6 protein-coding genes are annotated in these 14,263 nt (G+C 42.9%); all 6 read left to right on the forward strand.

Translation table 11 applies throughout. The features are described 5' to 3' along the window. Positions 1-207 precede the first annotated feature (207 nt). Positions 208-2,775, forward strand: coding sequence for a beta-N-acetylhexosaminidase family protein (locus NYE23_RS06980; protein WP_341076560.1), 2,568 nt, complete (start codon positions 208-210; stop codon positions 2,773-2,775). 467 nt (positions 2,776-3,242) lie between these two features. Further along, a complete protein-coding gene (locus NYE23_RS06985; RefSeq protein ID WP_341076562.1) occupies positions 3,243-5,915 on the forward strand; it encodes an endo-beta-N-acetylglucosaminidase in 2,673 nt (890 codons plus the stop codon). 380 nt (positions 5,916-6,295) lie between these two features. Then, on the forward strand, positions 6,296-9,286 hold the full coding sequence (locus tag NYE23_RS06990; RefSeq protein WP_341076563.1) for an endo-beta-N-acetylglucosaminidase: 2,991 nt from the start codon (positions 6,296-6,298) through the stop codon (positions 9,284-9,286). A gap of 245 nt (positions 9,287-9,531) precedes the next feature. Further along, the gene (locus tag NYE23_RS06995) at positions 9,532-12,231 is read left to right on the forward strand and encodes an alpha-mannosidase (protein WP_341076564.1); all 2,700 of its coding nucleotides are present in this window, start codon (positions 9,532-9,534) and stop codon (positions 12,229-12,231) included. Between the two features lie 20 nt (positions 12,232-12,251). Then, positions 12,252-13,583, forward strand: coding sequence for a glycoside hydrolase family 125 protein (locus NYE23_RS07000; protein ID WP_341076566.1), 1,332 nt, complete (start codon positions 12,252-12,254; stop codon positions 13,581-13,583). A 29-nt stretch (positions 13,584-13,612) separates the two neighbouring features. Next, positions 13,613-14,233 (forward strand): YesL family protein, encoded by a 621-nt coding sequence (locus NYE23_RS07005; RefSeq protein ID WP_341076567.1) that lies wholly within the window; start codon positions 13,613-13,615, stop codon positions 14,231-14,233. Positions 14,234-14,263: the final 30 nt, after the last annotated feature.

Genomic DNA, 14,263 nt, shown 5'->3' on the forward strand with positions numbered 1-14,263 from the left:
GGGTTTCATGTTACTAGATCATACTAGGCATGGGAAACAAAGCGGGAGCATTCTCCTGCCTGTTTTCCATGCCATTTTTATTCTCCTGGAAGAAATCTAGTAAAGCCAATAAATGAAGGAGGGTTGCGGCAAAAACAAATCCAGCCACGATTATCTTTGGAACAGAGAATACTAAACAAATACTATAAAAGGAGGAATTCAAAAAGAATGAATGGATCCACTTTTTGGAAAAAGGCGCTGGCGATTACTACTAGTCTATTGTTAAGTTATTCTATAATAGAAGGTGCTAATACTGCATCAGCAGCTAGCGATGTCACTAAATCTATTAATCCGACTCCCCAGGAGGCTAAAATGACAGGCAATGGTTTTCCTCTCACACCAAAAGTGGGAATTGTCACAGGGGAAAATACCGATGAACATGCGATTAGAGAGGTAGTTCAGGCCCTGGAAGCTGCTGAAGTAAAGCAGGTTATCCGGTATAACGATCATACAAGTGTCACAACGCCTGTTACGATTTGGATTGGCGGCCCTGCTGAAAACCAGTCAGCCGTGGACGTGCTGGAACAAATGAGTGTTGATGGCCCGGAAGAATTGAAGAAGGAAGGGTATGTCCTGGCATCCAGCACCAATGGTAAAAAACAAATAGTCCTCGCTGGAAAAGATCAGACTGGAACCTATTATGCAGCAAAGACCTTTTCGAAATTGATTCAGGAACAAAAAGGCAGGGATTGGTTTCCCCAGGTAGAAATCCGAGACTGGCCGGAAATGCCGATTCGCGGTTCCATTGAAGGATTTTATGGTCCTCCATGGACCCATGAAGACAGACTCAGCCAGCTGGAATTTTACGGTGAGAATAAACTAAATACTTATATCTATGCACCGAAGGACGATCCTTATCACCGTGAGAACTGGCGGGATCCATATCCGAAGGAGGAATTAGCAAGAATTAAGGAGCTCATTGATAAGGCCAAAGAGAATCATGTGAAATTCACCTTCTCGGTTTCACCTGGTCAATCCATCTGCTATTCGGGTGATCAGGATTTCGCCTTGCTGAAAAAGAAGATGGAAGCGGTGTGGGACTTAGGTGTGCGTTCCTATGCGATTTTTCTGGATGATATTGATATGAGCTTAAAGTGTCAGCAGGATAAGGATCTTTTTGGAAATGATCCAAATCCAGCGGGGGCCGCTCACGCTTATTTGCTGAATCGTTTTACGAAGGAATTTATACAAACACATGAAGGAGCTGAGCGTTTAATTACCGTTCCGACAGACTATACCGGAAATGGACCAACCCCTTACCGTGATCGATTTGCTGAATTACTCGACCACGATACTGTTGTGATGTGGACAGGTCAAAAGGTTGTGTCAGAACAGGTCACGGCCGAAGAAGCAGATGAGGTTAACGGAGTATTTAAGCATGATATGTTATTATGGGATAATTATCCAGTCAACGACTTTGACAGGAATAGCTTGTTCCTCGGTCCGATTGTTGGACGTGATTCGAATTTGGCCAGTCATGGGGTAGTCGGGTTAACGGCAAATCCAATGAACGAGGCTGAAGCCTCCAAGATACCTTTATATACGATTGCAGATTATACGTGGAACCCAGCTGCATATAGTCCGGCAGAATCCTGGGAACGCAGTATAAAAGCCTTTGGCGGAGAAGGTGCAGTAACGCTAAAAACGGTTGCGGAGAATATGTTTTCTTCACCCATTAATACGGCAGAGTCGCTTACTTTAACTCCATTGATCGATGCATTCTGGAAGGCATATGCAGCAGGTGATGCCGATCAGGCAGCAGATCAGTTAATCGCTGAATTTAAAAAGTTGCAGCAGGCTCCGGCTAAACTTCAGCAGGAGATGGACAATAAAAAATTTCTAAAGGAAATAGAACCTTATTTAGAGAAATTAAGTGTTTACGGCAAAGCAGGAGAAGTGGCTGTTCAATATGTAATGGCTCAGAAAAATGGTCAAACCGGCCAGGCTGATGCTTACAGGGAACAGCTCATTTCCCTATTCAATCAATCTGAGCAAATCCCTCAAAAAGTGGGGCAGGGTGTCATCAAACCATTCTTAGTTAGGAGTGCCTTAGTGGTACCACCATTAGAGCTGACACTCCAGCCAGTGATTGACCAGTTCCGTATAGCTTATGATGGCGAGGATAGCAGCCAGGAAGCCGAGCGGTTAATCACTGAATTTAAAAAGCTGCAGCAAATTCCTGAGACTGCTCGCAAAGACATTAATGATGAAGAGTTTTTAAAGGCCATTGATGATTATCTGCAGAATCTTAACGTCTATGGTGAAGCAGGAGAAGTGGCTGTCAGCTATTTAATGGCGGAAAAAAACAGGCAGACCGATGAGGCAAATGCCTATAAAGAGCGCTTAAAAACCTTAATGATACAGGCATATCAGCAACCTCAGGAAATTGGCAAAGAGGTTATTAAGCCGTTCTTAATTGATAGTATGTGGCGGAATCTTGATGTGGTCGATTATCGCTTATTAGATGGTGTGAATAAATCTCGTGGAGCTGGCCAATTGATTCAGTATACTCCAGCATACGGAGCAACCACAAGAACAAACCCTTGGGGGTATGAAATTACGGCAGAAGATGGTAAGGTCATAAAAAGAGGTGGGAATAATTCTGCCATCCCGAAAAACGGCTATGTCCTAAGCATCCATGCGAATGACTGGCTGCGAGATAATACTGAGATTGGCACCACGATTCAAATCGAAAACGACGTCGTATTGGTTATATCCACAGAAAACACCAACTAGCGACCTGTGAGTTTATATTCAAACAGGGGGCAGCGTCCCATTATAAGAGGTTGGATAGGGCCAGGCAAATTACATCCTTTAAAGTGAATTAAATTCAAGAAGCCGAGTGAATAGGGGCTATTGACGGAAAATGTCATAGTGTCTGCTTCACTCGGTTTTAATTTTTTATTCTCCAGAATACAGCTGCTTTTTATTAGAGGAGACAGAGCAAGTAACGATTCCATGTTTAAGTAGTTGAATTTATTTGGATAAATTTTAGAAATAGTTGAAAAACTTTACAACCTGCTTATAGTTTATTGACTTAAGAAATGGCTCCCGGATATGGTAAAAGAAATGATTGGCAAAATGACACCTGTGTAACGACAATTTTGACAGCGCTTTCTTTCTCTGCTATGAAGGATTGTGAGTAAGTGGAAGCCGGCTTTTAAAAGCTTCATTATAAAAAACTGAAACGGGAAGGTGAAACAATGTTTTTTTTGAAAAAGAGCTATTTTTTGATGGCGGTTTTTTTCGGCTTGTGTTTGATTCTGTTAACGCCAAATATAAGTTTGGCTAAACAGCCAGAATCATCTTATTGGTACCCTGAGCAGCTATTGAAATGGTCCCCGGAGAAGGATCACAATGCTTTGTTTAATCGCAGCCAAATTCCATTAGCCAAACGGGAAGTGTTATACGGGGTCAATGATAGTGCACAGTCAGAAGCAAAGTTGGTTGCTTTGTCCGCTCTTAATCCAAATACAAGCGGTGTACCTTCTCAAGGAGGGAAGGACTTCTTTGCCAATACATTCAGTTATTGGCAATATGTTGACCTGATGGTGTATTGGGCAGGTTCTGCTGGTGAGGGGATTATTGTCCCGCCAAGTGCTGATGTGATTGACGCAGCACATAAAAACGGAGTGCCCATTTTAGGAAATGTTTTCTTTCCTCCGACTGTATATGGGGGGAAGGTTGAATGGATAAACCAAATGCTGACCCAGCGTGAGGATGGATCCTTCCCTGCAGCAGACAAGTTGCTCGAAGCGGCTAATTACTTTGGGTTTGACGGCTGGTTCATTAACCAGGAAACCGAAGGCGGAGATGCTGAAACTGCGAAAAAAATGCAGCAATTCCTGGTGTATCTTCAGAAACATAAACCTAAGGATATGCACATCATGTGGTACGACTCGATGACAAATGATGGACGCATCAATTGGCAGAATGCCTTGACAGATAAAAACAGCAGCTTTTTACAAGACGGGAAGACAAGGGTTTCAGACAGCATGTTTTTAAACTTCTGGTGGCGCGATCAGCAGTCCTCCTCCAGCAAAGCGCAGGAACTTGGCAGAAGTCCTTATGATCTGTTGACTGGCATTGATGTAGAGGCCAGAGGTACGAGTACGAATATTCCGTGGCAAGGAATCTTCCCTGAGGGCAAAGCCCCTCTAACTTCTTTAGGAATTTATCGTCCCGATTGGGCTTTTAAAACAGCAGAAACTATGGAACAGTTTTATCAAAAGGAAAATGAATTCTGGGTAGGAAACTCAGGAAATCCTGCGGCAACAACTGAGAACGGCACATGGAAAGGAATGGCCCATTATTTCACAGCTAAAACAGCTATTGATGAACTGCCCTTTGTCACTCATTTTAATACAGGGAGCGGAAAATTTTTCGCTGTCGATGGTCAAAAGGTAAGCGGGGAATCTTGGAATAACCGCAGTATGCAGAATATCCTGCCGACTTGGCGCTGGCTGAAAGAGGGCGGACAGGCTGTTGACGTTGAATTCGATTGGGATACTGCCTTTTATGGCGGAAGCTCATTGAAGCTTTCCGGCACAATTGATGAACGAAACCCAACCCACCTAAAGCTCTATAAAACAAACTTGCCGATTCAAAAAGATACTGAGATCGCTCTAACATACAAATCTGATTTGAAAAAGCTAAACATGAAGCTTGGAGTCAGCTTCAGCGACAATCCTGATGACTTTGTCTTTTTCGATGTAAAAAAACAAAGTCATCAGCAATGGGTCACCGATTCTTTTAAGCTGAAAAAATATAGCGGTCAAAAGATTGCAGCCATTTCTTTATTATTGGAAAGTGAAAGCGAAGTTAAGGATTTCACGACAAACATTGGTGAAATCAAAGTATATAACAAGCAGGCGAAACACAATGCGATCCATCCTCCCAAGCAGGCAAAGGTAAGCCAAAAAGAGTTTGCCAAAGGAATCTATGCTGATGCAGCCCTTGCCTGGGAGCCTGCTTCAGATTCCAATGTGAGCCATTATGAAATTTACCGCAAGCTGCCAAACAATGATAAAGAGTTTGTCGGTGCGACACCTAACCATGTATATTACCTTTCCAATCTAAGACGAAATGGGAAAGAAAGCAGTACCGAATTAGAAATTGTTGCCGTTAATAAAGAGTTCAAACGAAGCGACCCAGAAACTGCAGCGTTCGAATGGCCGCCATATCCAAAGCCTGAAGCGGAATTCCGTGCGGATAAAACCGTAGCAGCACCTGGGGAGAAAATTCAATTTTTCAATGCCTCTTCAGAAGTAACGGAAGAAGTGGAATGGCATTTTGAAGGCGGAACACCGTCTAACAGTCAAGAAGATAATCCGGTTGTCAGCTATGATCAAGAAGGAGTCTACGCTGTTACCTTAATCGCGAAAAATAGCGAGGGTGAAAGTGTCCTGACGAAAGAAGCGATGATTACCATTTCTGAAGCTGCTAAGAATCTTAAAAATGTGGCTTTGAATAAGACGGCAGTTTCCAGCGGGCAGTGCGCACCGTCGGAAGCGGCCAAATATGCTTTTGACGGAACCGTTAACAGTAAATGGTGCGCATTAGGAGATGCACCTCATTGGGTAAAGGTCGATCTTGGTGACCAATATGCTATTTCTAAATTCCTTATTCGGCACGCACAAGCAGGCGGGGAGCCGCAGGCCTTTAATACCCGGGCATTCCGAATTGAGGTAAGTAGGGACGGTGAAACCTGGACTGAAGCTGTGAAAGTAATGGACAATACCGCAGCTGTTTCCGAGCAAAGCATATCGTTAACTACGGCACGCTATGTGCGATTATGGATTGATAAACCAACCCAAGGCGGCGATCAGGCCGCAAGAATTTATGAATTTGAGGTTCATGGATTTCCATCTCCATAATATGTATTTGACGATACTTTTTTAATACTGGCATGAAATCAAAGGGGCCAACTCTCTACAGCTCTATGCAGGGGAGAGTTGGCCCCTTTTGTAATAGTTCCGATTTTAAACTGATCACCTGTAACAGTTTGTAAAATTAGACGTTTAATCATTCCAGGTGACAATGTAAGCATCTGTTTTAGTTAAATGTTACTATAATGGATTTAAAGTGCAGGTAAATAGGAGGGCGGGAACATTCTCTGATTTTTTGATAGATGATTTGTCCTTTAATTTTCACAGTAAATCTATTAATAGTCCACTATTTAATAAGAGGTTTGAATTTTATAATAATTGAAAGGGCTTCCAAAAATGGAAGTGAAATTTTGAAAAGGGAGGATACTATGAGGAGAACAAGAAATAAGTTTTATACTCGGATGTTATCTGCATCCGCTGCCTTCATGTTACTTAGTTCAATGGGGGCTCCTGGGGTAAAGGCTGATGTTAATGGGGACGGGACTGATGCAGTGAATGAGAATTATGCGGACCATCTCAGTCTAAAACCGCTGGCGCCGGCCTTTAGAGTAGAAACCTTGCTGAAGTGGTCACCTGAAAATGATCCGGATGCAGAGTTAAACAGAGCCAGCGTCCCCCTCAATAGAGACCGTTTTAAAGGTGCCCAGATAAACCCGCTGGCCAGTCCAAAGGCAGGTATTACTAATGCTGGGATTACTACTTGGAACCACGATGAGGCAAGTTCTGTCGGAAGCAATGAATTCAATGTCTACGCTTTTGACAACTGGCAATTGCTGGATTCCTATATTTATTGGGCTGGAACGAATGAAGGAATCTTTGCCATCCCAACACCGGACATTGTGGATGCCGCTCATCGCAATGGTGTTCCCGTCTATGCGACGCTCGGTTTCCCATGGGGCCGGTCAGCTGATGGGGTTGCCGAAGTTGAGAAGTTTACCAAACAGGAGCCAGATGGAAGTTTCCCTGTGGCAGACAAGATGATTGAAATTGCAGAATATTACGGTTTTGACGGGTACTTCTTCAATCAGGAAACATATGGTGTCAGCAAGGAAACGGCGGAACTCATGAATGAAATGATGCGCTATATTAAGCGAAATTCCAAACTGAATGTCAGCTGGTACGATGCTCAAGATAATAATGGTGATATTAACTACCAGGATTCCATCAATAGCAAGAATGACATGTATGTAAAACCAGCGGAAGATGGAGTCTATGCAGTTGATGAGTTCTTTTTAAACTATAACTGGACACCCGATAAGATTAATACGACCGTCGAGACCATGAAGGGACATAACCGCAGTCCTTTTGATGCTTATGCGGGGTTTGAACTGCAGGCCAATTCGTATAATACAAAGGTTAATACAGATGCCCTGCTGGATGAGAACAAGCAGCCGAAGGTTTCCATCGCACTTTATACACCAAACTCAACAATGGGATTGGCCAAGGATCCTGCTGATTTTCATGAAAAAGAGAAAACGTTATGGACAGGACCGCAGGGGGATCCATCACTTGCAGATGATTCCGCCAATTGGAAAGGAATGGCACGGTTTGTGACCGATTCATCTGTCATTGAGAAAATGCCTTTTACCACCAATTTTAATAGCGGACATGGAAAACAATATTTTATAAATGGAAAAATTGCAAGTGAACTACAGTGGAATAACCGCTCCATCCAGGACATCATGCCGACTTGGCGCTGGTGGACCCGTCATGCAGGAAGCCGAATCAATGTATCTTATGACTTTGATAAAGCCTATAATGGCGGAAATTCCCTGAAATTTAGCGGTTCACTTGATGCCGGCTCTGTCAATGACACTTTGTTATACAGTACAAAACTGAATGTTAATGATTCAACAAAGATTCGAGTGGTCTATCAAAACCCAACAGACGCTGATGTGTCACTTGGTGTGGCATATAGTAAAGATTATGCACAGGATAATATGAAATATTATTCCTTGCCTAAATCGGGCGATGGGTGGCAGACAGCAGTTGTTGACCTTGGAAAGGATGCTGGAAAAACAGCGTATGCTTTAAGCCTGAAAGTAAGCAATGAAGAGAAATTGGACAACCATTCCATTCATTTAGGCCAGCTATCCGTTTATGATGCAAAGGCACCGGTATTAACGAAGCCTGCAAATGTGAAAGTTTTAGAAAAGATGCCTCGGACAGCATTTGAGGCGGAGGCACGCCTAAGCTGGGCTGACCAAGAAAATGTCTTGTACTATGAGATGTATCAAGAGAATGCCGATGGAGCGGAAACACTTTTAGGTGTAACGCCGAATAACTATTTCTATACTCCAAATATTACCCGAACTGTGAAAAACGCATCGAATGATAACAGTACCACTCTGAAGGTTGTCCCGGTTAATCACGATTATGTGCGCGGCGAAGCAGCTGAAGTTAAGTTTGATTGGGGTATGGGTACGGATGCAACAGAGTTCGAAGTTAATCCTACTTCACCGAATCTGGCCCTTCATGCAAAAGTAACAGGTGTATCAGCGGAGAATGATGCGGAGCCTGCAGTGAAAGCTTTAGATGGCACGGCTATTGGTAACAGTAAATGGTGTGCGGTTAATGCCAAAACTGGTTACATGACGATCGATATTGGCGAGAAGAAAACCATCCGTCGCTGGCGTGTGGAGCATGCGGAATATGGCGGGGAAGCAAGCAACATGAATACCGTGGATTTTGAATTGCTTTACAAGAATGATAATGGCGAGTGGATCAGCGCAAAAAGGATTACCGGTAATACAAAAGCAGTGACGGATATCGTTTTAGATCAGCCGGTGACCGCAAGAGAATTCAAGCTGCAAATTTACAATAGCGGAACCTCTCCATGGGGTGCGATTCGGATATATGAATGGCAGCTGTTTGAAAATGCGGCTCTTCCACGAACAGAAAACATTATGATGCATTTTGTGACACCAGAAAATCGTGCTGGCGCGAGGGATCAGGTTACAATTGAAAGAGTTAAGGAAGGCCAAACGGTTCGCTTATATAAATCCTTGTCCGCAAAGGATGTTTTAGCAGAGAAGACAGCTGAAAGAGATGGAACCATCACATTTGATCAGCTGGATTTCGGGACTGCAGAAGCTGGAAGAATCTATTATACTGTTCAATCCCAAGATGAGCGAGAAAGCTTAAGGTATAGCGCGGCTTACCTTAATGAGAAGGTAACCGAGGTAATTCATAAAATCAATAATTTGCCGGATGTTAACGACTTAACTATCGCTGATAAGCATGTTGTTAATGAATGTAAAGTGGCTTACAACAAACTGCATCCAACACTCAGAAAACAAGTCACTAATTATGACCGTTTGCTAGAGGCTATGGAGCGTATGCAGCAGTTGAAGAAGTAATTGCAGGGACAAGGGGACAGGCTCCTTGTCCCTTTTGTATGGAACAGAAAGCCTGTCCCCTCGTCCGCCCCTCACCTCAATTCAATGGACTAATTTTATATCCACTGTAATATCTTTATGACTTGCCGCCATTCTATTGCGGGATGGGGCTTGTTTTTTTATTGTAGGTAATGGAAGAAGTATATTATAAAAAAATGATAGCGTTTTCGCTATAATTTATAAATTATCGAAGGAGGGGGAGTCTTATGAAGAAGACCGCCCATATTATATCTCATTCTCACTGGGACAGAGAATGGTATTTACCTTTTGAGAAACATCGCTATTACTTTATTAAACTCATGAACAATTTGGTTGACCAATTTAAAAAGGAAGGTAATGACTTTAAATCTTTTCACCTCGATGGACAAACAGTACTGTTAGAGGATTATTTCGCTGTTCATCCGGAAAATCGTGAAATCGTCAAACAGCTGGTCAAAGAAAAAAAGCTTTATATTGGCCCATGGTATATCCTGCAGGATGCTTTTTTAACAAGCTCTGAAGCCAATATCCGCAACCTGCAGATCGGCCTGAATGATACGAAAGCCTATGGCCATGCCGCAAAGATCGGCTACTTCCCTGATACATTCGGCATTTACGGCCAGGCGCCGCAAATCTTAAAACAGGCCGGCATTGATACAGCAGCCTTTGGGCGCGGCGTTAAACCAACCGGCTTTAATAACACTGTTTCGGACACGCCAAACTTTGAATCACCTTATTCCGAGATGCTATGGCAATCGCCCGACGGTTCAAGCGTCCTTGGAATTCTTTTCGCCAATTGGTATTCAAACGGGAATGAAATCCCGGTTGATGAAGAAGAAGCAAAGGTATTCTGGGATCAAAAGCTCCAAGACGCGGAGAAATATGCGTCCACGAATCAACTTTTATTTATGAATGGCTGTGACCATCAGCCGCTGCAAAAGACGATTCCGGAGGCGATTGAAACCGCAGCTGCTCTTTACCCGGAGTTTCAATTTAAGCACTCCAGTTTTAATGAATATACGGAAGCATTAAAGCAGGCTCTTCCAAAAGAGCTTCAAGTTATTGAAGGTGAATTGCGCAACCAGCGGACAGATGGCTGGTCCACACTTGTTAACACGGCATCAAGCCGGATTTATTTGAAGCAATGGAATAATTATTGTCAAACGCTTTTGGAAAAAGTTACTGAACCGCTGGCGGCTATGAATTATTTAACAGGGACAATCTACCCGCGTGAGTATATACGCTTCATGTGGAAATCACTGATGAAGAATCATCCGCATGACAGCATTTGCGGCTGCAGTGTGGATGAGGTACACCGTGAAATGGTCACCCGTTTTGAAACAGTAGCACAAATGGCTGATGTATTTGTGACGGAACAGGCCATAGAGCTGACAGAAAAAATCGATACATCGGAAACACCGGAAGGCGGCATTCCGCTTGTTGTAATTAATACAACAGGGTGGGAGAAAAATGACGTCATTACAAAAGTAGTTGATCTTGAAAGAGTGTATTTTTCACAAATGCATTTTGAAAAAATACCAGGTTACCTAAAGGAAAAAGAAACACTAAATTACAAGCTGATCGATGATCAGGGCAGGACTGTCCTCTTCCAGCAAGACGAACCTGTTATAGAATTTGGCTATGATTTACCGGAGGACAAATTCCGCCAGCCGTTTTTCGCTAAGCGTGCAAAGCTTTCATTTTTCGCTGAAGGCATCCCTTCTTTTGGATATAAAACATTCTACCTTGTGCCGGCAGAGTCTCCTGTGCAACTGATAGAGCCAGAAGAAATGGAAGCGGAAACAGGCAGTATCGAAATGGAAAATGAATATGTCCATATACAGTTCCATGAGGATGGAAGTTTTGACTTAATGCATAAAGAAACCGGTGAGTCCTTCCACCGTCTTGGTATTTACGAGGACACTGGCGATATTGGAAACGAATATATGTATAAGGAAGCAAAGGGCCATGCCCCCATCACAACGAAGGGTGTTGCAGCCGAATTTACAATCCTGGAAAAAAGCACACTTAGAACTGTTCTTGAGTTTACCCAAACGTTATCGATTCCAGCGTCTGCAGATGACCGCTTAGCCATTGAACGGAATCAACTAATTTGGCATAAGGAAAGAGAAGCGGGCAGATCAAGTGAAATGACTGCAATCAATCTTCGAACTGTTGTCACACTGGCAAAAGGGATGAAAGGTCCAGCCTTTAAGCTGACGATCGACAATCAAGCAACCGATCATCGTCTGCGGGTGTTGTTCCCTACCGGTTTAAAGACAGAAACACATAAAGCTGACAGTATTTTTGAAATTGTTACCCGTCCGAATGTGCCGGAGAATGAATGGGAAAACCCCAGTTTTTGTCATCACCAGCAGAGGTTTAGCAGTTTAGCGGATGAGAGAATGGGCTTAACGGTGGCAACGGATGGTCTGCAAGAATATGAAATCCTTCCGGTAGACGGCACTATTGCGGTAACTGTGCTTCGTGCGACATCTGAGCTTGGGGACTGGGGCTACTTCCCGACACCTGAAGCGCAATGCTTAGGTATCCAAACTGCAGAGTGGCAAGTATTGCCGCATGAAAAAGATGTTCTGGAATCACAAGCCTTTGTCGATGCATACCAATACAAGGTATCGCTAGTTGTGGTGCAGCCAAGCATCCATAAAGGGGAATGGCCAACAACAAATCAATTCGTAAAATCTAAAGCAAACGGACTTGCATGGTCATCAATGAAAATGGCGGAGGACCGGGATCATTTGATGGTCCGCTGGTTTAATCCAACCGAACAAAAAAAGAGCCTAAATGCTTCCATAAAGGACTATCAATCTTATAAGAGTACTATTTTAGAAGTTAGAACTGACCAAAGAGAAGATCAATATGAAGCAGAAAAATATGAAATTATTACACTTGGATTTTATAAATAATTAATTAGGAGTGGGGAAGAATGACAGTTACAATTCCCGAATCAATGCAAAAGCTGATCAACCATGTGAAGGAATACTTTCCTGAGGATGAAAAATTGCAGCAAATGTTTGAGCAATGTTTTGTTAATACGTATACAACAACATTGAAAAAGCAGGAGGATGGGAAAACATTTGTCATTACCGGGGATATTCCTGCGATGTGGCTACGTGATTCTGCAGCACAGGTACGCCCATATTTAATGGCTGCCGAGGAGGATGAAGAATTAGCTGAATTACTCGAAGGAGTAATCCGCCAGCAGTTTGCTTTTATCCTGCATGATCCGTATGCAAATGCCTTCAATGAAAGTGCCAATGGAAAAGGGCATCAAACCGACGAGACAAAGATGACACCACATATTTGGGAACGTAAATATGAAATTGATTCATTATGCTATCCTATCCAGCTTGCTTACCTGTTTTGGAAGTCAACAGGACGGACTGCTTTTATAGAAGAAACATTTCAGCAGGTCATTGAAACGATTATTCATGTTTGGCGGACAGAGCAGGATCATGAGGCCAATTCTGCCTACCGTTTTGAGCGTTCTGATTGCCGGCAGTCAGATACATTAATCCGTGACGGAAAAGGAGGGCGAGTTGTACCAACCGGGATGACATGGAGCGCCTTCCGCCCAAGTGATGATGCCTGCACCTACGGCTATCTGGTACCGGCAAATATGTTTGCAGCAGTTGTTTTAGGTTATGCAGCAGAAATGAGCGATCAAGTGCTCAACCAGCAATTATTGAAAGAGGAATGCTTGAAGCTCCGAGCGGAAATTAAAAAAGGGATTGAGCAATATGCCAAGCTTGATCATCCGATTCATGGTGATATGTATGTATATGAAACAGACGGAGATGGCTCGGTCAATTTAATGGATGATGCCAATGTGCCAAGCCTTTTGGCTGCTCCTTATATGGGCTACCTGCCATATGATGATGCAGTATACGCCAATACACGTCAATTTTTGTTAAGCAGGGATAACCCTTATTATTATGAAGGAAAATTTGCAAATGGAATCGGAAGCCCTCATACGCCTGACCACTATATTTGGCATATTGCGCTGGCGATTCAAGGAATGACGACAACAGATGAAGCTGAGAAACAGCAAATTTTAGCATATTTTAAAAACACAGATGGCGGAACAGGTTTTATGCACGAAGGCTTTGACGCTGATCGCCCGGAAGAGTTCACAAGGGATTGGTTTGCGTGGGCAAACACGATGTTCAGTGAATTTGTTTTAAGTTTAGCGGGAAGGGCCGTTAAGGGCAGTCCGCTTTATCAGCAATTAAATAAAAACAAAAGTATTGAAGCATAGGGAATTTCGGTCTTAAGGGGGATGACGCAATGAAAAAAGTACCATGGATGATTGTTGTTTGTGAATGGATCTGGAGAGTCATATTAGTCAATTGGTGCTGGTTTGCCTTTACGGTCTTAGGCTTAGGGGTTTTGGGCTTTTTCCCAGCGTCTGCTGCCCTGTTTGCCGTTGTCCGAAAATGGATGAGGAACGATGGGGAAGTAATTGTCTTTAGGACTTTTAAGGATGCGTATTTTAAAGAATGGAAAAGAACCAATGTCATTGGTCTTGTTTTTTATGTCATAGGTTTTTTCCTGTTTATTGATCTCAGGATTATAGATCAATTCATGACAGGGTTTTTGGGTAACTTTCTCTATATCTTCTTATCTATTCTCGTATTTGTTCTATTAATTGCAGTAAGCTACTTCTTTGCTATTTATGCTCATTATGAACTGTCAAATAAGGAATATATCAAACAGTCATTCCTATATGCACTGACCAGCCTGCCATCTACGATATTAATCTTGATCGGTCTTACGATAATTGGCTATTTAATTAATCAGTATCCGGGCCTTTTAGCATTTATTTCTGCAGTTGCGCCTGCATTTTGGATAATGAGAGTCTGTCTAAGCCGCTTTACTGCTTTAGAAAGACGTGCACAGCAGCTTTAATAGCTGCTGAAATGTGGAACTTCAGGGGGG

This window comes from Cytobacillus sp. FSL H8-0458, assembly GCF_038002165.1.
Taxonomy (GTDB): Bacteria; Bacillota; Bacilli; order Bacillales; family Cytobacillaceae; genus Cytobacillus.

Bases quoted from the DNA above. Each gene is read 5' to 3' on its own strand.
- NYE23_RS06980 (WP_341076560.1), top strand. From the start codon at position 208: ATGAATGGATCCACTTTTTGGAAAAAGGCGCTGGCGATTACTACTAGT.
- NYE23_RS06985 (WP_341076562.1), top strand. From the start codon at position 3,243: ATGTTTTTTTTGAAAAAGAGCTATTTTTTGATGGCGGTTTTTTTCGGC.
- NYE23_RS06990 (WP_341076563.1), top strand. From the start codon at position 6,296: ATGAGGAGAACAAGAAATAAGTTTTATACTCGGATGTTATCTGCATCC.
- NYE23_RS06995 (WP_341076564.1), top strand. From the start codon at position 9,532: ATGAAGAAGACCGCCCATATTATATCTCATTCTCACTGGGACAGAGAA.
- NYE23_RS07000 (WP_341076566.1), top strand. From the start codon at position 12,252: ATGACAGTTACAATTCCCGAATCAATGCAAAAGCTGATCAACCATGTG.
- NYE23_RS07005 (WP_341076567.1), top strand. From the start codon at position 13,613: ATGAAAAAAGTACCATGGATGATTGTTGTTTGTGAATGGATCTGGAGA.